The sequence below is a fragment of the Roseateles sp. P2_H4 genome (genome assembly GCF_056403315.1).
On record NZ_JBFUFR010000017.1, the window covers coordinates 100,364 to 120,664 of the forward strand.

Consider the following 20,301-nt stretch of genomic DNA (forward strand, 5'->3'; position numbering starts at 1 on the left):
ATGTCCACTCCCTTCCTCGGCGAGCTCAAGCTGGTGAGTTTCGGCTTCACCCCCAAGGGCTGGGCCCAGTGCAATGGCCAGCTGCTGCCCATCAACCAGAACCAGGCCCTGTTCGCGCTGCTGGGCACGACCTATGGCGGCAATGGCCAGACCACCTTCGCCCTGCCCGACCTGCGCGGCCGCTCGCCCCTGCACCAGGGCGCGGGCGTCAACCTCGGCGACAGGGCCGGCGCCGAGGCCGTGGCGCTGACGCTGGCCGAGCTGCCCGCCCACAGCCACACGCTGACGGCCACCAGCGACCTCGCCAACGCCAGCGTCGCCGGCGGTGCCGTGCCGGCGTCCAAGCCGCGCGGCGGCATCAACCGCTATGCGCCCCCGGGCAGCAACACCGTCATGGGCGCCACCTCCATCGCCGGCAAGGGCGGCGGCCAGCCGCACGACAACATGCAGCCCTATGTCGTGCTGAGCTGGGTCATCGCGATGCAGGGCATCTTTCCGAGCCGCAACTAGGAGACTGCGATGTCCACTCCCTACGTCGGCGAAATCCGCCTCTTTGCCGGCAACTTCGCACCCGTCGGCTGGGCCCTGTGCCAGGGCCAGTTGCTGTCGATCGCCGACAACGACGTGCTGTTCCAGTTGATCGGCACGACCTATGGCGGCGACGGCCAGCAGACCTTCGCCATGCCCGATCTGCGCGGCCGCCTGCCGGTGCACCAGGGCCAGGGACCGGGGCTGAGCAGTCGCGTCATCGGCGAGGTTGGCGGCAGCGAGACCGTCACGCTGACGCTCGCCCAGATGCCCGTGCACAGCCACGCCATGGCTGGCAGCTCGGCGGCCGCCAGCATGGGCAGCCCCGGCGGCGCGATGCTGGCCACCACGGCCGTCAACAGCTACGACACCAGCGCCGGCAGCACGGCCATGGCGGCCGGCGCCATTGGCAGCAGCGGCGCCTCCCAGCCCCACCAGAACATGGGCCCGACGCTGGCGCTGAACTACATCATTGCGCTGTTCGGCATCTTCCCGTCACAGGCCTGAGGAGCACGTCATGTCCGACCCCTTCGTCGCCGAAATCCGCGTGCTGCCCTTCAGCTTCGCCCCTGTCGGCTGGGCCAGTTGCGACGGCCAGTTGCTGCCCATCAGCCAGAACACCGCGCTGTTCTCGCTGCTCGGCACCTACTACGGCGGCAACGGCAAGACCACTTTCGCGCTGCCCAATCTGGTCGGGCGTTTCGCGATGGGACCAGGCCAGGGCCCCGGCCTGAGCGATCGCTTCCTGGCCGAGGACACCGGCCAGGCCAGCGTGACACTGACCGCGGCCGAGATGCCTGCCCACAACCACGACCTCAAGGCCGGYAGCGCCGGCCTGGCCGCCAGCCCGGGCGGCGCCATGATGGCGCCACCCGTCAATGGCGCCAGCACCTATCGCGCGCCGGGCGCGCCGGCACCGATGGCCGCCAGCATGGTGGGCGCGGCGGGCGGTGGCCAGCCGCACGAGAACCGCCAGCCCTATCTGGCGCTGATGTTCTGCATCGCGATGCAGGGCATCTTTCCGGCGCGCAGCTGATGGACTACCGCCTGCGCGTCGCCACCCCTGCCGACCAAGCCTGGCAGCTGGCCATCTATGCCGGCACCCGCGCCGACGAGATGGCGCTGACGGGTTGGCCTGCGGAGCAATGCGCGCAGTTCGTCGCCATGCAGCACCGCGCCCAGCAGCAGCACTATGCGTTGCACTACCCCGCCTCGGTCTGCCATCTCATCCTCGTCCAGGACGAGGTGGCCGGCCGGCTCTGGCTGGACGACCGGACCGACCGCCTGCACGTCCTCGACATCGCGCTGCTGCCGGCCTGGCGCGGCCGCGGCATCGGCACGCGCTGCCTGCAGGCCCTGACCGACTCCGGCCGGTCCCTGAGCATCCAGGTGGAAATCCACAACCCCGCCCGGCGCCTCTACGAGCGCCTGGGTTTTGTCGCCGAGGGCGAGTTGCAGGGCCTCTACCAGGCCATGCGACGCCCCGCCCCCAGCCCTGAGGAGTGCCTGCCGTGATCAACAAGCGCGATTTCCTGAAGAGCGGCGGGGCCGCTGTCGTCGCCGGCGCCGGCGCGACGGCTGCGCTGGCCGCGGTGCGCCCCAGCCTCGACGCCCGGGCCGGGCTGGCGAGCTGGCAGGCCCATGTCGGCCAGCGCTTCGAGATCGATGGCCACGCCGTCACGCTGCGGGCTGCCAGCGCCCTGAAAAGCCGCCAGCCGGGCGAGCAGTTCAGCCTGCGCTTTGCCGGCGCGCTGCCGGCCGGCGTGGGCGACGCCATCCACACGCTGACCCAGGATGGCGGCGACGCCCAGGCCCTGTACCTGGCCCGCACACCGCAGGGGCTGCGGGCCGATTTCTGCCGACTGCAGGGCTGACGAAAAGTTCTCGCCGAGCGGGTGTTTGTCACGGGCCGGGCGCGGCGCGGGCGGCAAAATCCTGCCGCTGCGAAATCGTTTCCGCGGCCCTCCGGCGGCCATGACAGACTCCTTGAAATTCCTCGTTGTAGATCCCCTGGCCGGCGTACAGACCTTTGCGCGGCAGCTGCTTCAAAGCCGCGGCTTCGCCGCCGACAGCATCCTGTGCTGCGCCGACACCGAGGCCGCCCTGGCCCAGGGCCTGCTCTTCAAGCCTCATTTCCTGATCACCGACTGGTTTGCCAAGGCGCCGCTCAGCGGCATCCAGCTCTACCAGCGCCTGCGCGAGGTGCGGCCCTCGCTGCATCTGTCGCTGCTGAGCTTCGAGGTGACGCCCGAGCATGAACTCGAGGCTCAGGCCCATGGTGCCGACTTCCTGCTGAAGAAGCCCTTCACGGCCGAGCAGCTCCGGGCCGAGATGACGCGCTCGCTCGACGCCCTGGCCAAGCGCTCGCCCGGCCTGCATGGCCAGGTGCGCGATGTGATGCGCGCGGCCAAGCCGGCTGCGCGCCCCGTGCTGCCGGTGATCCCGCCTCAACCCGTCATCAAGCCCGGCGACAAGGTGCGCTTCAACGGCGCCGTTCACGTGGCCCAGTACGTCGTGCACCGCCATGGCGAGACGGTCGTTCAGCTCAAGGGCCAGAGCAGCCTCGTGACCCTCGACAAGCTGCAGCCCGCCTAGACGACGACCACCAGCGCCATCAGCAACGGATAAGGTAAAGCGACCGTCGGGCGCAGCGCGCTCTTCAGGTACTGCGTCACCAAGCCCGCGCCACGCGGCCGGCTGGCGAGCCAGTCGCTGTGCAGCTGCATCGCCACCACGCCCTCGCCCGCCTTCAGCCCTGCCTCGACGGCGAGCAGGCGATCGCCCAGCCGACCCTGGAAGGTCTTGAGTACGCCTTCCTGCAGCCACAGCAGGGCCAGCAGCGCCAAGGCCAGCGTGTTGTCGGGAACAAGGACGGTGGCCGCAAACGCCACCAGCTTCACGCCCAGGGCCAGAGCCTCGTAGCGCTCGTGCTGGGACTGCAGGGCCAGCCACTCCTGGTTCAGGGCGTTCACTTTGCCTCCAGCACTTCCCAACGCTCCATCAGCGTCAGCAGCTCGGCGTCGATGTCGGCCGCGCGGTCCGTCACTTCGGCGATGCGGGTCGCACCTTGCGTGTACAGCTCGCTGCCAGCGATCAGCGCGTTCAACTGCTTCTGCTCGGCCTCCAATGCGGCGATCTGCTTGGGGAGCTCGTCCAGCTCGCGCTGCTCCTTGTAGCTGAGCTTGCGCTTGGTCGCGACGACCGGGGCCGGCTCGGGCGCGGGCGGCGGCGTGGGGGCCGCGGCGGCCTTGGGCGCCGACTGGGCCTGCAGGGACGCTGCGCGCCGGGACTGCGTCAGCCAGTCCTGCACGCTGCCTTCGTACTCGCGCCAGCGCGCATCGCCCTCGTAGACGATGGTCGACGTGACGACGTTGTCCAGGAAGCGTCGGTCGTGGCTGACGAGGAAGACGGTGCCGTCGTAGTCGGCCAGCAGTTCCTCCAGCAGCTCCAGCGTCTCGATGTCGAGGTCGTTGGTGGGCTCGTCCAGCACCAGCACGTTGGCCGGGCGGGCGAACAGGCGGGCCAGCAGCAGGCGGTTGCGCTCGCCGCCGGAGAGGGTGCGCACCGGCGAGTTGGCCCGGGCCGGCGAGAACAGGAAGTCGCCCAGATAGCTCTTCACATGCTTCTTCTGCGAGCCGATCTCGATCCACTCCGACCCGGGGCTGATGGTGTCGGCCAGCGTCGCGTCGAGATTCAGCGTGTCGCGCATCTGGTCGAAGTAGGCCACGCTCATCCGCGAGCCCAGGCGCACCGTGCCGCTGTCGGGCGCCAGTTCGCCGAGGATCATCTTCAGCAGCGTCGTCTTGCCGGCGCCGTTGGGCCCGATGAGGCCGACCTTGTCGCCGCGCAGGATGGTGGACGTGAAGCCGCGCACGATGGCGCGCTCGCCATAGCTCTTGGACACGTCCTCCAGCTCGGCGACGATCTTGCCGCTGGCGCCACCGGTGTCGATGTCCAGCCTGACCTTGCCCTGCACGTCGCGCCGCGCGGCGTGCGCCAGGCGCATGGCCTCCAGGCGCTGGATGCGCGCGACCGAGCGCGTGCGGCGTGCCTCCACGCCCTTGCGGATCCAGACTTCCTCCTGCGCCAGCAGCTTGTCGAAGCGGGCGTTGAACAGCGCCTCGTTCTCCAGCTCATAGGCCTTGGCGGCCTGGAAGGCGGCGTAGTTGCCGGGGTAGCCGCGCAGCTGGCCGCGATCCAGTTCGACGATGCGGTTGGCCACGTTGTCCAGGAAGGCGCGATCGTGGGTGATCAGCAGCAGCGAGCCCTTGAAGTCGTTCAGCAGGCCTTCCAGCCAGGTGATGGCGTCCAGGTCCAGGTGGTTGGTCGGCTCGTCCAGCAGCAGCACATCGGGCTGTGCCACCAGCGCACGGCCCAGCGCGACGCGCTTCTTCAGGCCGCCGGACAAGGTGCTCACCAGGCGCGAGCCGTCCAGGCCCAGGCGGTGCAGGGTCTCTTCGACGCGCTGCTCCCAGTTCCAGGCGCCGATGTGCTCGATGCGCTCCTGCACCCAGGCCAGGTCGTCGTTCTCGTCGTGGATCTCGTAGCGCTCGCGCAGCGCCTTGTGCTCGGCCACGCCCTCGCTGATGACGTCGAAGATGGTCGCGTCGCCGCGCAGCTCGGGCTCCTGGGGCACATAGACGTTGGTCAGGCCTTGTTGCTGCTGCAGCAGGCCGTCATCGAGCTTCTCGAGCCCGGCGAGGATCTTCAGCAGCGAGGACTTGCCGGTGCCGTTGCGGCCGATGAGGCCGACGCGTTCGCCGACTTCGAGAGAAAAGCCGGCACCGTCGAGCAGGGCGACGTGGCCGAAAGCGAGGTGGGCGTTGGAGAGGGAGAGGACTGCCATCCCTCGATTGTCCCTCGGCGGTTCAAACGGCCCTCAGCGACGGCGTTGCCGACAGGTGGGCCAGCACCTGCTGCATGACGGCCGGGTCACTGAGCAGGCGGCGGTGGCCCAGGCCCTCGGTCACGTGCATGCGGCCCGCGGGCAGGCCGGCCAGCAGCGTTTCGCTGCCGGCAAGGGGGGCCGTCACATCGCCGCGGTCATGCACGATCAGCGTCGGCTGCCCGACGCGCTCGCCCAGCCAGGCGGGCTCGAAAAGGCCAAGCGACACGCCCTCGCGCTGCTCGACCTGGCCGCGCATGCGCAAGGCCAGGCCCTCCCCGGTGCCCATGGCCTGGGCGAACCAGCGCAGGAACTGCGCCGGTGCCGGCGCCAGCGCGACCAGCGCCGCACGTCGCACCGGCAGGCCGCGGGCCAGCGCATGCGACATCGCCAATGCACCCAGGGAATGCGCGACGACGCCGTCCCAGGGGCCGAAACGCGCCGTGACGGCAAACAGCGCCCTCACCCACTGCAGCAGATTGCTGCGCCAGCCGCTGCTGCGCCCGTGCGCCGGCAGGTCCAGCAGCAGGGGCTCGAAGCCAGCCGCCGCCAACGTGTCGGCCAGCGGCCGCAGTTGCTGGGCGTCACCGGCCCAGCCATGGGTCAGCAGCACCTTGGGCCGGCCGGCCTCGATGTCGTTGCGCTGCCAGACGCTGATATGGCCGCCCTCGAAAGGCAGCTGGCGCTCCACCCAAGGCCGCGGCACGTCGCGCGAGCGGGCCAGCCATTTGGTCGGCATGGGCGTGAAGAAGAGGCTGAGCGCGACGCGCGTGCCGAGGTCGGGCGACAGGCGGTGCAGGCCGCGCAGCAGCGCCGCGATGCCGCGGGCGGTGGGCGACGCGTAGAAGGCGGCGGCAGGGTTGTGCGAGGTGGTCATACAGGCTCCGTATTTCGCACGACCGTGCGACGAAAAGGCAAGCGAAAAAAGTCAGCGGGCATGGGTTCAATCAGTCAGGGAGGCAGTCGTTCAGCAGGCGCTGCCAGGCACGCTCCGCGCGCTCACCGGCACGCGGATCGCGCAGGAAGCGGGCGTCGTGCAGCAGGATGGTGAAGATGGCGTCCATCTCGAACACCATCTGCTCGGCGTCGAGGTCGGCGCGCAGATGGCCGGCCTCCATCGCTTGCAGCACCGTGCGGCGCAGCGTGGCGCGCCAGCGCAGCACGCCGTCCAGCAGGTGCTCGCGCACCGGGCCTTCGCGGTCGTCGTACTCGAAGGCGCCGGCTGTGTAGAGGCAGGTCTTGTGGCGGTCGACGTCGCTGGCCCAGAGCAGCCAGCGGCGCATGACGGCCTGCAGCCGCGGCAGGCCGCGCGCCTCGCCCATGGCGGGCAGGAAGACGGTCTGCACAAAGCGCTTGTCGAACTCCAGCAGCACCGCCACCTGCAACTGCTCGCGCGAGCCGACGCGGGAGAACACGCCGCTCTTGGACAGCTCCAGTCGCTTGGCCAGCTCGCCGATGCTGATGCTCTCCAGGCCCTCGGTGACGGCCATGTCCAGCGCCGCGCTGACGATGGCGGCCAGCGTGGTTTCAGCGCGTTCGCTGCGGGTTTCCATGCCCGCAATTTAGCACGGTCGTGCCAAATACCTATCGGGGCGTCGGGTTATTGGGCATGTGCTGGTCCACGGCGTCCAGCACCTCCTCGGGTTCGTCGGCCTGGGCTGGCGTCTCGTTGTTCAGCACCGCCTGCATGCGCGCTGAGTCGAGGTCGCCCGTCCACTTGCCAACGACGACGGTGGCAACGCCATTGCCGATCAGATTGGTCAGTGCCCGCGCCTCGGACATGAAGCGGTCGATGCCCAGGATCAGCGCCAGCCCCGCCACCGGCACGCCGCCCACCGCCGACAGSGTGGCTGCCAGCACGATGAAGCCGCTGCCGGTCACGCCGGCCGCGCCCTTGCTGGTCAGCAGCAGCACGCCGAGCAGCGTCAGCTGCTGGGTCAGCGTCATCGGCGTGTCGGTCGCCTGGGCGATGAAGACGGCCGCCATCGTCAGGTAGATGGAGGTGCCGTCGAGGTTGAAGGAATAGCCGGTCGGGATGACGAGGCCGACGGTGGACTTGCGCACGCCCAGGTTCTCGAGCTTGGCCATCATGCGCGGCAGCACCGACTCGCTGGACGAGGTGCCCAGCACGATGAAGAGCTCTTCCTTGATGTACTTGATGAACTTCCACACCGAGAAGCCGTGCAGCCTGGCGATGGTGCCCAGCACGATGAAGATGAAGATCAGGCAGGTGGCATAGAAGGTGCCCATCAGCTTGGCCAGCGAGATCAGCGAGCCGACGCCGTACTTGCCGATGGTGAAGGCCATCGCGCCGAAGGCACCGATGGGGGCGACCTTCATGATCATGCCGACGATGGCGAACAGCACATGCGAGGTCTTCTCGATGCCGTCGAACACCAGCGTGCCGCGCCCACCGAAGCGGTGCAGCGCGAAACCGAACAGCAGCGAGAACAGCAGCACCTGCAGCATCTCGCCCTTGGCGAAGGCGTCCACCACCGTGGTCGGGATGATGGCCAGCAGGAAGTCCACCGTGCCCTGCAGCTTGCCCGGGCCGGTGTAGGCGGCGATGCCCTTGGTGTCCAGCGTCTTGGGGTCCACATGCATGCCCTCGCCGGGCTGCAGCACATTGACGACGATGAGGCCGACGATGAGGGCGATGGTCGACACGATCTCGAAGTACAGCAGCGCATAGCCGCCGGTCTTGCCGACGCGCTTCATGTCCTCCATGCCCGCGATGCCCACCACCACGGTGCAGAAGATGATGGGCGCGATGATCATCTTGATCAGCTTGATGAAGCCGTCGCCCAGCGGCTTCAAGGCCTCGCCCGTCTGCGGCCAGAAGTGGCCCACGACGACGCCGATGACGATGGCCGTGATGACCTGGGCGTAGAGGGACCGATAGATGGGCGGGCGCCCGGTGGCGGTGGCTTGCATGCGTGTCTCCATCAGTTCTTCGAGCGGAACCGGCTTTGGCGGCAGCTTAGGTGCGAAGGCCCGCGGCGGGGACTGTGGCTTCCCACATGAATTGCAAAGAAGTTAGGGGAGCAGCTGGCCGGCGTGGTGGTGCAGATGGTCGTCGACGAAGCTGGCGATGAAGTAATAGCCGTGGTCGTAGTCGGCCTGGCGGCGCAGCGTCAGGGGCTGGCCGACCGCGGCGCAGGCGGCCTCGAAGGCCTCGGGGTGCAACTGCTCGGCCAGGAATTTGTCATTGAGGCCTTGGTCGATGAGGATGCCGCCGGGATAGGGCGCGCTGGCCTGGGCCCGCATCAGCTCGCTGGCGTCATGGGCGGCCCAGGCCGCACGGTCGTCGCCGAGATAGCCGCTGAAGGCCTTCTGGCCCCAGGGGCACTGCATGGGTGCGCAGATGGGCGCAAAGGCCGACAGCGAGGCGAAGCGGCCGGGGTGGCGCAGGGCCAGCGTCAGCGCGCCATGGCCACCCATGGAGTGGCCGAAGATGCCGACGCGGTCCAGCCCCGTCTCGGCCTGCACCAGCGGCAGCAGTTCCTTCATCAGCCAGCTTTCCATGCGCCAATGCTTCGCCCAGGGCTCACGCGTCGCATCGAGATAGAAGCCCGCGCCGACGCCGAAGTCCCAGGCATCGCTCTCACCCGGCACACCGGCGCCGCGCGGGCTGGTGTCGGGCATCAGCAGGGCCAGGCCCAGCTCGGCCGCCACGGCCTGGGCGCCGGCCTTCATCGTGAAGGTCTCTTCCGTGCAGGTCAGGCCGGCCAGATAGACCAGCAGCGCCCGCGGCTCGGGTGGCGTGAAGAGGGCGAAGCGCATCGGCAGGCCGATCTCGGTCGAGTCGTGCTGGTGGAAGCGCTGCGTGCCACCAAAAGCGCCGTGTTCACTGAGGGTCTTCATCAGTGCCCGCCCGGCCGCCCGTAGGGCACTGACGCCCCCTCGGGGGGCAGGAAACGGAGTTGACGTGGGGGCTTCATGCCCTGAAGTGTGGCCGCAGAATGCGGGCGATGTCCAAGACCTTCCAGACCTATCTCGTCGGCGGCGCCGTGCGCGACCGCCTGCTGGGCCTGCCGGTGCAGGACCATGACTGGGTCGTCGTCGGTGCGTCGCCCAAGGACTTGCTGGACGCCGGCTACCAGGCCGTCGGCAAGGACTTCCCCGTCTTCCTGCACCCCCGGACCCACGAGGAAGTGGCGTTGGCCCGCACCGAGCGCAAGACGGCCGCGGGCTATCACGGCTTCGCCTTCCACGCCGCGCCCGACGTCACGCTGGAGCAGGACCTGGCGCGCCGCGACCTGACCATCAATGCGATGGCGCAGGACGAGCAGGGCCAGCTCATCGACCCCTATGACGGCCAGCGCGACATCGCCGCCAAGGTGCTGCGCCATGTGTCGCCCGCCTTTGCCGAAGACCCGGTGCGCATCCTGCGGCTGGCCCGCTTCGCGGCGCGCTTCGCCGACTTCAGCGTCGCGCCCGAAACCGTCGAGCTGATGCGCGCCATGGTTGCCGCCGGCGAGGTGGATGCGCTGGTGGCCGAGCGCGTCTGGCAGGAGCTGTCGCGCGGCCTGATGGAGAACAAGCCGTCGCGCATGTTCGAGGTGCTGCGCGAGGCCGGCGCGCTGCAGAAGCTGCTGCCCGAGGTCGAAGCGCTGTTCGGCGTGCCCCAGCCCGAGGCCCACCACCCTGAGGTCGACACCGGCATCCACCTGCTGATGGTGCTGGACCAGTGCGCCCGCCTGCAGGCGCCGCTGACGGTGCGCTATGCCTGCCTCTGCCACGACCTCGGCAAGGGCACGACACGCAAGGAGGAACTGCCGCGCCACATCGCCCACGAGGTGCGCAGCGAGAAGCTCGCCCGCGGCGTGAGCGCGCGCTGGAAGGTGCCGACCGACTGCCGCGAGCTGGCCGAGTTGGTCGCGCGCGAGCACACGCATGTGCACCAGAGTCAGGGCTTCAGCGCCGAGGCGCGGCTGCGCCTGCTGGAGCGCTGCGACGCCTGGCGCCGGCCCGACCGCTTTGCCGAAATGCTGTGGGCCTGCGAGTGCGACGCCCGCGGCCGCCTCGGGCTGGAAGACCGCGATTACCCGCAGCGCGAGCGCCTGCTGGCCGACCTGGCCGCGACGCTGAAGGTCGACCTTGCCGCCGCCAGCGCCGAGGCCATCGCGCGCGGCGCCAAGGGGCCCGACATCGGTCGCGCCGTGCAGCGTGCGCGGTTGGCGGCGCTCAACGCGACGGTCTAGGAGCCTGCCCGGCAGCGGGCGTGACCCGCGTTGAGCCTGGCAAGGGCGCAGGCAAGGCGCGAGGAGGCCGCGGGCTCGCGCCCGCAACGACGAGCAACGCCGCATGCGCCCTTGCCAGGCTCAACCCGCAGGGCCGGGGTGATTTGCGGGACCATGCGGCGTTACCAGCTCGTTGTGGGTGCCCGACCCACGCCTCGCTGGTGCCTTGCCTGGCCCCGCAACTCGCCCCGGCGCGGGCCACGCCCGCTGCCGGGCAGGCTCTCGCCAGGGCTTTGCGTTGCTTCACCGGCATGAAAGCGATTGCATGGCTAAAGTTGCTGGTTTTGCTCCGCCCGCCAACATTGGCGCCCGGGGCGGGCCGTCGAGAAGCAAGTCGAACAGGACGCAATGATGAAGTTGGCATGGGGTAGCAGCGCTCGGCTGGGTGTCTTGGTGGCGCTGGGCGCTGGGCTGGGTCTGAGTGGTTGCAGCGGAGGCGATAACAAGCCCGCAGCGGCCGCGCCCCCGCCGCCTGAGGTGGGCGTCGTCACCGTCGCTCCTGGCCGGGCCGATCTGGCCGCCGAAMTGCCCGGTCGGCTGGAGGCTTTCCGCGTCGCCCAGGTGCGTGCCCGTGCGGCCGGCATCCTGCAAAAGCGCCTCTTCACCGAAGGCTCGGACGTGAAGGCCGGCCAGGCCCTGTTCGAGATCGACGCGGCGCCCTACCGCGCCACGCTGTCCAGCGCCCAGGCCCAGCTCGCACGCGCCGAGGCCAACCTCACCCAGGCCCAGGCCCTCGCCGACCGCTATGCGCCCCTGGCCAAGACCCAGGCCGTCAGCCAGCAGGAAGCGCTGAGCGCCCAGGCTGCCGCTGGGCAAGCCAAGGCGGACGTCGCCGCCGGCAAGGCCGCCGTGCAGACGGCGCAGATCAACCTGGGCTATGCCGCCGTCACCTCGCCCATCTCGGGCCGCATCGGTCGCGCCCTGGTCACCGAAGGCGCGCTGGTCGGCCAGGGCGAAGCCACGCCGCTGGCCATCGTGCAGCAGATCGACAAGCTCTATGTGAACTTCACGCAGTCGGCCGCCGAGGTCATGCGACTGCGCCAGGCCCTGGCGGACGGCAAGCTGCAGCGCGCCGGCGGCGGCGAGACCGCCAAAGTGCAGGTGCTGATGGAAGACGGCAGCGTCTACCCGCAGGCCGGCAAGCTGCTGTTCTCCGACCTCAGCGTCGACGCCGCCACCGGCCAGATCACGCTGCGCGCCGAACTGCCCAACCCCAAGGGCCTGCTGCTGCCGGGCCTGTATGTGCGCGTGCGCCTGGCCCAGGCCGAGGTGGCCGACGCCGTCTGGCTGCCGGCACAAGCGGTGGCGCGCGGCGCGACCGGCGAGACGGTGCTGGTGGTGGCCGACGACGGCAGCGTCAGCGCGCGGCCCGTCAAGCTGGGCCCGGCCCAGGGCGGCAACGCGCTGGTGCTGAGCGGCCTGAAGGCCGGCGAGAAGGTCATCGTGGACGGCCTGCAGAAGGCCAAGGCCGGCGGCAAGGCCCGCCCGGTGCCATGGTCGCCCGCGGGCTCGGCCCCGGTTGCTCCTGCTGCGGCCCCTGCTTCCGCCGCCTCGAAGGCCTGACCCCACATGGCGCAGTTCTTCATCAACCGACCCATCTTCGCGTGGGTCATCGCGCTGTTCATCACGGTCATCGGCATCGTTGCGGTCACGCAGCTGCCGATCGCGCAATACCCGCCGGTGGCACCGCCGTCCATCGTGCTGTCGGTCAGCTACCCCGGCGCGTCGGCCCAGACGCTGGAGGACTCGGTCATCAGCGTCATCGAACGCGAGATGAACGGCTCACCCGGCCTCATCTACATGGAAGCCGTGGCGCAAGCCGACGGCACCGGCTCCATCACGATGAGCTTCGACCCGGCCACCAGCCCCGACCTGGCCCAGGTGGACGTGCAGAACCGCTACGCCCGCGCCCAGCCGCGCCTGCCCCAGGCCGTCATCCAGCAGGGCGTGCGCGTCGACAAGGCCAACCCCAACTTCCTGCTCTTCATCATCCTGTCGAGCAGCAACCCGGCCTTCGACCCCATCGCGCTGGGTGACTACGCCTCGCGCACCGTGCTGCCCGAGATCCAGCGCGTGCCCGGCGTGGGCCAGGGCCTGCTGTTCGGCACCGAGCGCGCCATGCGCATCTGGCTGGACCCGGCCAAGCTGGTCGGCTTCCGCCTCGCGCCGTCGGACGTCAACGCGGCCATCCAGGCCCAGAACGCCCAGGTCAGCTCCGGCTCCATCGGCGACCTGCCCAATCTGCCCGGCCAGACGGTCGCGGCCACGGTCGTCGTGCGCGGCCAGCTCACCAACGTCGAGCAGTTCGGCAACATCGTGCTGCGCGCCAACGCCGACGGCTCCACCGTGCGGCTCAAGGACGTGGCCCGCATCGAGCTGGGCGCCGACAGCTACACCGGCCGCTCGACGCGGCTGAACGGCAACCCGTCGGCCGGCGTGGGCGTGCAGCTCGCGCCGTCGGCCAACGCGCTGCAGACGGCCAAGCTCATCAAGCAGCGCCTGAAGCAACTGGAGCCCTACTTCCCTGCCGGCGTGAAGGCCAGCATCCCCTACGACAGCTCGCTGTTCATCGACATCTCCATCTCCCAGGTCGTCGAGACGCTGGTGGAGGCCGTGGCGCTGGTGTTCCTGGTGATGTTCCTGTTCCTGCAGAACATCCGCTACACCATCATCCCGACGCTGGTCGTGCCCATCGCGCTGCTGGGCAGCTTCGCCACGCTGCTGGCCCTGGGCTTCTCCATCAACGTGCTGACGATGTTCGGCATGGTGCTGGTGATCGGCATCGTGGTGGACGACGCCATCGTCGTGGTGGAGAACGTCGAGCGCGTCATGAGCGAGGAGGGGCTGTCGCCCCTCAAGGCCACGCGCAAGGCCATGGGGCAGATCTCCGGCGCAATCGTCGGCGTGACCGTGGTGCTGATCTCGGTGTTCGTGCCGCTGGCCTTCTTCAGCGGCTCCATCGGCAACATCTACCGCCAGTTCTCGGCGGTGATGGTCAGCTCCATCGCCTTCTCGGCCTTCCTGGCGCTGTCGCTGACGCCGGCGCTGTGCGCCACGCTGCTCAAGCCCGTCGAGGCCGGCCACCACCTGGAGAAGCGCGGCTTCTTCGGCTGGTTCAACCGCAGCTTCTCGCGCACGGCCAAAGGCTATGAGGGCTGGGTGTCCAAGTTCATCTACCGCGGTGCGCGCATGGCCGTGGTCTACGCGGCTGTCATCGCGGCGGCCGTGCTGGTGTTCCAGAAGCTGCCCACCTCCTTCGTGCCCAATGAAGACCAGGGCAACATCCTCGTCAACATCCAGTTGCCGCCGGGCGCCACGCAGGCCCGCACGCTGGACGTGGTGAAGCAGGTCGAGACCTACATGCTCAAGCAGCCCGAGGTGGAGAGCATGGTCGGCGTCGTCGGCTTCAGCTTCTCGGGCGCAGGGCAGAACGCGGGCCTGGCCTTCGTCACGCTCAAGCCCTGGGACGAGCGCCACGGCGCCGAGCACTCCGCGCAGGGCCTGGCCGCCCGCGCCTTCGGGGCGCTGAGCAAGGTGCGCGACGCCATCATCTTCCCGACCAGCCCGCCGCCCATCCGCGACCTCGGCCGCGCCAACGGCTTCGCCTTCCGCCTGCAGGATCGCAGCGGCCACACGCGCGCCGAACTGCTGGCCGCCCGCAACCAGCTGCTGGGTGCCGCGGCCAAGAACCCGCTGCTGGCCGCCGTTCGGCCTGATGGCCTGGAAGACGCCGCGCAGCTGGAGCTCAGCATCGACCGCGACCGTGCCCAGGCGCTGGGCGTGAACATCGGCGCCGTCAATGCGGTGCTGGGCACGTCGCTCGGCTCCTCCTATGTGAACGACTTCCCCAACACCGGCCGCCTGCAGCGCGTCATCGTGCAGGCCGACGCGCCCGCACGCATGCAGCCTGAGGATCTCGGCCGGCTCAACGTCCTCAACAGCGCCGGCCAGCCGGTGCCTCTGAGCGCCTTCTCGACCAGCAAGTGGGTCACCGGTGCGATGCAGACGGTGCGCTACAACGGCTATTCGGCCATGCGCATCCTGGGCGAGCCGGCCAAGGGCGTGTCCACGGGCGTGGCCATCGCCGAGATGGAGAAGATCGCCGCCACGCTGCCCGACGGCTTCGGCTACGAGTGGACCGGCCAGTCGCGCGAGGAGAAGCTCTCGGGCTCCACCGCCTTCATCCTGTTCGGCTTCTCGCTGCTGGCCGTCTTCCTGTGCCTGGCCGCGCTGTACGAGAGCTGGAGCATCCCGCTCGCCGTCATCCTGGTCGTGCCGCTGGGCGTGCTGGGCGTGGTACTGGGCGCCACCTTCCGCGGGCTGGAGAACGACGTCTACTTCAAGGTGGGCATGATCACCATCATCGGCCTGTCGGCCAAGAACGCGGTGCTCATCATCGAGTTCGCCAAGGACCTGCAGGCCCACGGCAGGAGCGCCTTCGATGCGGTGCGCGAGGCGGCGCACCTGCGCTTCCGTCCCATCATCATGACGTCGCTGGCCTTCATGCTGGGCGTGCTGCCACTGGTGCTCGCCAGCGGTGCCGGCTCGGCCAGCCAGCGTGCCATCGGCACGGGTGTGCTGGGCGGCATGCTGTCGGCCACGGCGCTGGCCGTGTTCTTCGTGCCGGTGTTCTTCGTCGTCGTGCGCCGCTTCTTCCCGGGCAGCGAGCGCCAGAGAAAGCGCGATGCCCACGAGGCGGAAGATGACACGGGAGGCCAGGCATGAAGACGTCTCTCTCGCTGATCGCCCTCGCGGCGCTGCTGGCCGCCTGCGCCGGCCCCGAGCCCAAGCGCCCGGTTGCCTCGGAAGCCGCGGCCGCCGCCGTGCCGCAAGCCTTTCCGCAGGCCGGTGGCCCTGGCGCGACGGCCGCCACCGAGCTGCCCTGGGCCCAGGCCTTCAAGGGCGCGCGGCTGCAAAAGCTCATCCCGCTGGCCCTGGCCAACAACCGCGACCTGCGCGTGGCGGTGCTCAACATCGAGAGCGCCCGCGCCACCGCTTCGGCGCGCGATGCCGACCTCTGGCCCACCGTCAACGCCGGCCTCAGTGGCTCGCGCACGCCGACGGCGGCTGGCGGCATCAACAGCGTCTACCAGGCCGGCCTGCAGGTCTCGGCCTATGAGCTGGACCTGTTCGGCCGCCTGCGTGGTCTGAGCGCCGCGGCCGCCGCGCAGGTGCTGGCGGCACAGTCCAACCAGCAGGCGGTGCGCACGGCGCTGGTGGCGAGCGTCGCCAATGCCGAGATCGCGCTGCAGGCCGACGAGGCCCTGCTGAAGATCACGCGCGACGCCCTCGCCACGCGCGAGCAGTCGCTGTCGCTGACCCGCCAGCGCTTCGAAGGCGGCGTGTCAGGCGAGTTGGACCTGCGCTCGGCCGAGTCCTCCTGGCAGGCGGCCCGCGCCGTGCTGGCCCAGGCCCAGCGCCAGCGCGCGCTGGACGAGAACGCGCTGGCCCTGCTGATCGGCGGCCCGCTGCCGGCCGACCTGCCCGCGCCCACCGGCGACCTGGCGGACTTCGAGCCCCTGGCCGAACTGCCCGCCGGGGTGCCCAGCGAGGTGCTGACGCGCCGGCCCGACATCCGCCAGGCCGAGTTCCAGCTCGGCGCAACGGACGCCAACATCGACGCCGCCCGCGCCGCCTTCTGGCCGCGCATCACGCTGACCGGCAGCGTCGGCACGGCCAGCGGTCATCTGTCCGACCTGTTCAAGAACTCGGCCTGGAGCTTTGCGCCGCAGCTGATCCAGCCCCTCTTCGACGCCGGCCGCAACCGCGCCAACCTGGCCGGTGCGCGTGCGTCGCGGGACATTGCGCTGGCCCAGTACGAGAAGGCCATCCAGACGGCCTTCCGCGAGGTCGCCGACGGCCTCGCGGGCCGCGCCACGCTGGCTGAACAGCGCGCCGCACTGGCTGCCCAGGTGGAAGCCGAGACGCGCCGCCTGAACGCGGCCGAGCAGCGCTACACGGCCGGTGTCTCCAGCGCCCTGGACCGGCTGGACGCTCAGCGCTCGCTGTTCGCGGCCCAGCAGACGCTGGTGCAGGTGCAGAGCCAGCGCGCCCAGAACCTCGTCGCGCTCTACCGGGCGCTCGGCGGCGGAGGCTGAGGCCATGCGTGCGCTCGCACTCGCGCTTCTGGTGTTGCTGCCCGCAGCACAGGCCCAGGAGACGCTGCGCGAGCGCATCAAGGCGCGCATGGAGCAGCGCCGCGCCGGGCAAGAGTCACCGGCCGGCTTGCAGGAGATCCAGGTGCAAGGCCGCAAAGTGCTGGTGCACCTGCCTACCGGCTATGACACCGCCAAGCCGGCGCCCCTGGTGCTGGCCTTCCACGGTGGCGGCGGCCATGCCGAGTACATGGCCGACGACGCCAAGTACGGCTTGCAGAAGAAGGCCGACGAGGCCGGCTTCGTCGTCGCCTTCCCGAACGGCTACAGCAAGCTGCCGGGCGGCAAGTTCGCCACCTGGAACGCCGGCGGCTGCTGTGGCGATGCGCGTGACCGCCAGGTCGACGACGTCGCCTTCGCCCGCGCCGTCGTCAAGGCCATCGAGGGCCGGTACGGCATCGACGGCACGCGAATTTTCGCGACCGGCATGTCCAACGGCGGCATGCTGAGCCACCGCCTGGCCTGCGAAGCGGCCGACGTGTTCCGTGCGGTCGCGTCCGTCGCCGGCACCGATGCCACCGCCAGCTGCACGCCGAGCAAGCCGATCTCGGTGCTGCACATCCACGCCAAGGACGACGACCATGTCCTCTTCAACGGCGGTGCCGGTCCGAACGCCTTCCGCGACGAGAGCAAGGTGATGAGCTTCACCTCCGTGCCCGAGACGATCTCGCGCTGGGTACAACGCGATCACTGCGCCGCCCCACCACAGCGCACGCTGGACAAGCCGGGCGCCTACTGCGAGGCCTACAGCGGCTGCAGCGGCGGCACGCAGGTGCAGCTCTGCGTCACCGACACCGGCGGCCATTCCTGGCCCGGCGCCGACAGTGTGCGCCGCGGCAAGCCAGCCGCGTCACAAGCCCTGGACGCCAACGACGTGATCTGGCGCTTCTTCGAGCAGGCTTCGAGATAGCCTCGCTGGAATCGCTTCCAATTTCCTGCTTCATACTGCGTCGCCATGCGTTTCCTGACCGCCTCCCTCCTCCTCGCCACCAGCCTCGCCGCCGAGGCCAGCGGCCCGCCGGCCATCTATGACGAAGGCGTCGACGCCAAGGCCGCCATCCGTGCGACGCTGGCCGAAGCCGAGAAGGCCAAGGTGCCCGTCCTCGTCGTCTTCGGCGCCAACTGGTGCGGTGACTGCCGCATGCTGGACAACACGTTCAAGCACGGGCCCAGCGCGCCACTGATCGCCAAGAGTTTCAAGGTGGTCAAGGTCGACGTCGGCCGCTTCGACCGCAATGTCGATATCGCCGAGGGCTACCGCGTGCCCTTGAAGAAGGGCATTCCCGCCGTCGCCGTGCTGTCGCCCCAGGGCAAGCTGATCTACGCCACCGAGGGCGGCGAGCTGGCCGACGCCCGCAAGATGGGCGACCAGGGCGTCTACGACTTCTTCACCCGCATCAGCGCGACCGCCAAGTGACATCGGTCGTCGGTGCTTCGCGCGCGCTGCGCGCGCAGTTCTTCGTGCTGGGCGTCATGTTCGCGACCTGGGGCGTCCATGTGCCCACCGTCAAGGGCCACTACGGGCTGGGTGAACAGGCCCTGGCCATCGCCATGCTCGCCGGGGGCGTCGGCGCGCTGCTGGCCCTGGCCCAGGCCGGCCGCGTCGTCGGCCGCTGGGGGCCTCGCGCCGTCTCGGCCGTCATGGGCGTGGCCTGCTGCGCCTCCATCGCCTGCCTGCTGGCAGGATCGACCTATGCCGCGCTGCTGGGCGTGATGCTGGTGTTCGGCATCACCGGCAGCCTGGTCGACGTCGCCATCAACACCGAGGCCACCGAGATCGAGCGCTTGGCCGCCAGGCCGCTGATGAGCGGCTTCCACGGCATGTTCAGCCTCGGCGGCATGGCGGGTGCCGGCCTGGGCAGCGCCGCACCCGCGCTCGGCCTGTCGCCCCAGGCCCATCTGCTGGTGGCCACCGGCATCGGCGCCATCGTCGTGCTGGTGGGCAGCCGGGCCATGCTGCCGGTGCCCGAGAAGGCGGCCGAGGAGAAACATCCGCTCAGCTTGCCGCGCGGGCCGCTGCTGCTGCTGGGCGTGCTGGCCTCGATGGGCCTGATCGCCGAGGGCGYGATGTACGACTGGAGCGTGCTCTTCATGAAGCAGGAGCGCGCCAGCGAGGCCAGCACCGCGGCCCTGGCCTACGCCAGCTTCAGCGGCGCGATGGCCGCCGGCCGCTTTGGCGGCGACTGGGTGCGCGCGCGCATGTCCGGCACGAAGCTGATGCGCGCCAGCGGCGTGCTCGGCGCCGCCGGCATGGCGCTCGCGCTGGCCGTGCCCTCGCCCGCCGTGGCGCTGATCGGCTTCGCGCTGGTCGGCCTCGGCCTGTCCAACGTCGTGCCGGTGATCTTCAGCGCCGCGTCGCAAGCGCCCGGCGTGTCGTCGGCCCACGGCATCGCCGCCGTGTCGGGCGTCGGCTACCTCGGCATGATGGCCGGCCCGCCGCTGATCGGCCTCACCGCCGAGCGCTCGTCGCTGACGGCCGGCCTGGTCGTCGTCGTCGTGTTCGCCGTCTTCATGGCCTTGTCGGCAAAGCGGGCGATGCGCGGGACCTGAGCTGGCGTGAAGCCACCGCCTGCGCGGCCTGGATCTGCTCCGCGCTCAGCCCAAGGTAGCGCCCGGCGCGGTTGGCTTCGCCGAGGCTGGCCGGATCGCGGCCGCTGAGCTGGCCGAAGATGACGAGCGCCTCCAGGTAGCTTCCCCAGGCGCTGAGGTGATAGCCGTCCTCGCCCCACACGTTGAACTTGCCGGCATCGATGCCGTCGTAAGGGTTGCGGTCGGCCACGCCCTCCTGCACGGCGCGCAGGGTGGCGTCGCCCACGGGCACGACGCCGGCGATGCAGCCGGCGCGCGCCATCGCCTGCGCGTAGGCCGCGCGCAGCTCACCCTGCATGGCCTCCAGCGACTTGCCGTTCCAGCGGCCGCCAGGCGTGCGGTAGACCTGGTCGGCACGCGCCCAGGTCTGCAGCAGATAGACGCGGGCGGCGGGGTTCACACCATGCACCGCGGCTTCCAGCCGGCCGGCTGCCGCAATGAAGGCTGTCGCGTCGCCGGGCCGCTGCGGGCTCAGCGTGCTGTATTCCTGCAGCACGACGATGTCCCATGGCCGGCTGGCGATCAGCGTGAGCTTCTCGTCGAGGTGGAACTGCAGCGTCTGCCCGCTGAGCAATTCGCTGGCGACGTCGACATGCAGGCCGGCATCGTCGGCGAGCTGCTTGAACACGGCCGGCACGCCGCCATGGCCGCTGCCGTTCAGGTCGGTCACGCGGGCCGCGTTGTAGTGCAGCACCGGCGGCATATGGCCGTGCAGGAAGCTGTTGCCGACGAAGAGGACGCGGTGGGGCGCGTCGGCCCGCGCAGCGGGCGGTGGCCTGCGCTCGCAGGCGGCGCTGGCCGACGCGGCGGCGGCCCACAGCGCCAGCAGCGGGAGAAGATGGCGGGCGCGGATCATCGCGCGGAGTATGGCCGGGCCCAGGAGGGCGAGGTGCTGCAGGTC

20 protein-coding genes are annotated in these 20,301 nt (G+C 70.1%); 13 read left to right on the plus strand and 7 right to left on the minus strand.

The genetic code is table 11. The features are described from left to right. The 6 genes from AC1DW3_RS14600 to AC1DW3_RS14625 all read left to right on the plus strand — a co-directional run bounded on the left by AC1DW3_RS14600 (window position 1) and on the right by AC1DW3_RS14625 (window position 3,123). Window positions 1-510 carry a phage tail protein gene (locus AC1DW3_RS14600; RefSeq protein WP_477932086.1) on the plus strand — a complete coding sequence of 170 codons (510 nt, stop codon included), beginning with the start codon at window positions 1-3 and terminating at the stop codon, window positions 508-510. A 9-nt stretch (window positions 511-519) separates the two neighbouring features. Continuing rightward, window positions 520-1,035, plus strand: a complete 516-nt coding sequence (locus AC1DW3_RS14605) for a phage tail protein (RefSeq protein WP_477932088.1) — start codon at window positions 520-522, stop codon at window positions 1,033-1,035. A gap of 10 nt (window positions 1,036-1,045) precedes the next feature. After that, window positions 1,046-1,564 carry a phage tail protein gene (locus tag AC1DW3_RS14610; protein ID WP_477932090.1) on the plus strand — a complete coding sequence of 173 codons (519 nt, stop codon included), beginning with the start codon at window positions 1,046-1,048 and terminating at the stop codon, window positions 1,562-1,564. Beyond that, window positions 1,564-2,043 (plus strand): GNAT family N-acetyltransferase, encoded by a 480-nt coding sequence (locus AC1DW3_RS14615; protein WP_477932092.1) that lies wholly within the window; start codon window positions 1,564-1,566, stop codon window positions 2,041-2,043. Before AC1DW3_RS14610 ends, AC1DW3_RS14615 begins: the two co-directional genes overlap by 1 nt. Then, the gene (locus tag AC1DW3_RS14620) at window positions 2,040-2,402 is read left to right on the plus strand and encodes a DUF6916 family protein (RefSeq protein ID WP_477932093.1); all 363 of its coding nucleotides are present in this window, start codon (window positions 2,040-2,042) and stop codon (window positions 2,400-2,402) included. Before AC1DW3_RS14615 ends, AC1DW3_RS14620 begins: the two co-directional genes overlap by 4 nt. Before the next feature lie 112 nt (window positions 2,403-2,514). Beyond that, entirely contained in the window at window positions 2,515-3,123 is a 609-nt protein-coding gene (locus AC1DW3_RS14625; RefSeq protein WP_477932095.1) for a response regulator, read from the plus strand. Here the strand turns inward: AC1DW3_RS14625 and AC1DW3_RS14630 are convergent. From AC1DW3_RS14630 to fghA, 6 genes are all read right to left on the minus strand, one after another. Further along, the gene (locus AC1DW3_RS14630; protein WP_477932097.1) at window positions 3,120-3,500 is read right to left on the minus strand and encodes a hypothetical protein; all 381 of its coding nucleotides are present in this window, start codon (window positions 3,498-3,500) and stop codon (window positions 3,120-3,122) included. The genes AC1DW3_RS14625 and AC1DW3_RS14630 overlap by 4 nt on opposite strands. Further along, window positions 3,497-5,374 (minus strand): ATP-binding cassette domain-containing protein, encoded by a 1,878-nt coding sequence (locus AC1DW3_RS14635; RefSeq protein ID WP_477932099.1) that lies wholly within the window; start codon window positions 5,372-5,374, stop codon window positions 3,497-3,499. Before AC1DW3_RS14635 ends, AC1DW3_RS14630 begins: the two co-directional genes overlap by 4 nt. 22 nt (window positions 5,375-5,396) lie before the next feature. Further along, complete coding sequence (locus AC1DW3_RS14640; protein ID WP_477932101.1) at window positions 5,397-6,290, minus strand: alpha/beta hydrolase; 894 nt, start codon at window positions 6,288-6,290, stop codon at window positions 5,397-5,399. A gap of 70 nt (window positions 6,291-6,360) precedes the next feature. Next, the gene (locus AC1DW3_RS14645; RefSeq protein WP_477932103.1) at window positions 6,361-6,966 is read right to left on the minus strand and encodes a TetR/AcrR family transcriptional regulator; all 606 of its coding nucleotides are present in this window, start codon (window positions 6,964-6,966) and stop codon (window positions 6,361-6,363) included. A gap of 31 nt (window positions 6,967-6,997) precedes the next feature. Then, on the minus strand, window positions 6,998-8,347 hold the full coding sequence (locus tag AC1DW3_RS14650) for a dicarboxylate/amino acid:cation symporter (RefSeq protein WP_477932105.1): 1,350 nt from the start codon (window positions 8,345-8,347) through the stop codon (window positions 6,998-7,000). Between the two features lie 102 nt (window positions 8,348-8,449). Continuing rightward, a complete protein-coding gene (fghA, locus tag AC1DW3_RS14655) occupies window positions 8,450-9,277 on the minus strand; it encodes an S-formylglutathione hydrolase (protein WP_477932107.1) in 828 nt (275 codons plus the stop codon). Window positions 9,278-9,384: 107 nt separating this feature from the next. On the opposite strand from fghA, the gene AC1DW3_RS14660 reads away from it, so the two are divergent. The 7 genes from AC1DW3_RS14660 (at window position 9,385) to AC1DW3_RS14690 (ending at window position 19,361) form a co-directional block, all read left to right on the plus strand. Continuing rightward, a complete protein-coding gene (locus AC1DW3_RS14660) occupies window positions 9,385-10,617 on the plus strand; it encodes a multifunctional CCA addition/repair protein (RefSeq protein ID WP_477932109.1) in 1,233 nt (410 codons plus the stop codon). A 390-nt stretch (window positions 10,618-11,007) separates the two neighbouring features. Further along, the gene (locus AC1DW3_RS14665; RefSeq protein ID WP_477932111.1) at window positions 11,008-12,219 is read left to right on the plus strand and encodes an efflux RND transporter periplasmic adaptor subunit; all 1,212 of its coding nucleotides are present in this window, start codon (window positions 11,008-11,010) and stop codon (window positions 12,217-12,219) included. A gap of 6 nt (window positions 12,220-12,225) precedes the next feature. Then, on the plus strand, window positions 12,226-15,381 hold the full coding sequence (locus tag AC1DW3_RS14670) for an efflux RND transporter permease subunit (RefSeq protein WP_477932113.1): 3,156 nt from the start codon (window positions 12,226-12,228) through the stop codon (window positions 15,379-15,381). Beyond that, complete coding sequence (locus tag AC1DW3_RS14675) at window positions 15,378-16,754, plus strand: efflux transporter outer membrane subunit (protein WP_477932115.1); 1,377 nt, start codon at window positions 15,378-15,380, stop codon at window positions 16,752-16,754. The genes AC1DW3_RS14670 and AC1DW3_RS14675 overlap by 4 nt, the downstream gene beginning before the upstream one ends. Window positions 16,755-16,758: 4 nt before the next feature. Continuing rightward, window positions 16,759-17,721: an extracellular catalytic domain type 1 short-chain-length polyhydroxyalkanoate depolymerase gene (locus AC1DW3_RS14680; protein ID WP_477932117.1), complete on the plus strand. Its 963-nt coding sequence runs from the start codon at window positions 16,759-16,761 to the stop codon at window positions 17,719-17,721. A gap of 45 nt (window positions 17,722-17,766) precedes the next feature. Next, entirely contained in the window at window positions 17,767-18,228 is a 462-nt protein-coding gene (locus AC1DW3_RS14685; protein ID WP_477932119.1) for a thioredoxin family protein, read from the plus strand. Further along, window positions 18,225-19,361 (plus strand): MFS transporter, encoded by a 1,137-nt coding sequence (locus AC1DW3_RS14690; protein WP_477932121.1) that lies wholly within the window; start codon window positions 18,225-18,227, stop codon window positions 19,359-19,361. Before AC1DW3_RS14685 ends, AC1DW3_RS14690 begins: the two co-directional genes overlap by 4 nt. Here AC1DW3_RS14690 and AC1DW3_RS14695 read toward each other — a convergent pair. Further along, the gene (locus AC1DW3_RS14695) at window positions 19,321-20,256 is read right to left on the minus strand and encodes a PEP-CTERM sorting domain-containing protein (RefSeq protein WP_477932123.1); all 936 of its coding nucleotides are present in this window, start codon (window positions 20,254-20,256) and stop codon (window positions 19,321-19,323) included. The two genes, AC1DW3_RS14690 and AC1DW3_RS14695, sit on opposite strands and share 41 nt — an antisense overlap. Between the last annotated feature and the right edge of the window lie 45 nt (window positions 20,257-20,301).

Coding starts and splice junctions, on each gene's coding strand:
- AC1DW3_RS14670 (WP_477932113.1), top strand. CDS start 12,226: ATGGCGCAGTTCTTCATCAACCGACCCATCTTCGCGTGGGTCATCGCG.
- AC1DW3_RS14680 (WP_477932117.1), top strand. CDS start 16,759: ATGCGTGCGCTCGCACTCGCGCTTCTGGTGTTGCTGCCCGCAGCACAG.
- AC1DW3_RS14635 (WP_477932099.1), bottom strand. CDS start 5,374: ATGGCAGTCCTCTCCCTCTCCAACGCCCACCTCGCTTTCGGCCACGTC.
- AC1DW3_RS14645 (WP_477932103.1), bottom strand. CDS start 6,966: ATGGAAACCCGCAGCGAACGCGCTGAAACCACGCTGGCCGCCATCGTC.
- AC1DW3_RS14615 (WP_477932092.1), top strand. CDS start 1,564: ATGGACTACCGCCTGCGCGTCGCCACCCCTGCCGACCAAGCCTGGCAG.
- AC1DW3_RS14600 (WP_477932086.1), top strand. CDS start 1: ATGTCCACTCCCTTCCTCGGCGAGCTCAAGCTGGTGAGTTTCGGCTTC.
- fghA (WP_477932107.1), bottom strand. CDS start 9,277: ATGAAGACCCTCAGTGAACACGGCGCTTTTGGTGGCACGCAGCGCTTC.
- AC1DW3_RS14640 (WP_477932101.1), bottom strand. CDS start 6,290: ATGACCACCTCGCACAACCCTGCCGCCGCCTTCTACGCGTCGCCCACC.
- AC1DW3_RS14675 (WP_477932115.1), top strand. CDS start 15,378: ATGAAGACGTCTCTCTCGCTGATCGCCCTCGCGGCGCTGCTGGCCGCC.
- AC1DW3_RS14695 (WP_477932123.1), bottom strand. CDS start 20,256: ATGATCCGCGCCCGCCATCTTCTCCCGCTGCTGGCGCTGTGGGCCGCC.
- AC1DW3_RS14660 (WP_477932109.1), top strand. CDS start 9,385: ATGTCCAAGACCTTCCAGACCTATCTCGTCGGCGGCGCCGTGCGCGAC.
- AC1DW3_RS14605 (WP_477932088.1), top strand. CDS start 520: ATGTCCACTCCCTACGTCGGCGAAATCCGCCTCTTTGCCGGCAACTTC.
- AC1DW3_RS14685 (WP_477932119.1), top strand. CDS start 17,767: ATGCGTTTCCTGACCGCCTCCCTCCTCCTCGCCACCAGCCTCGCCGCC.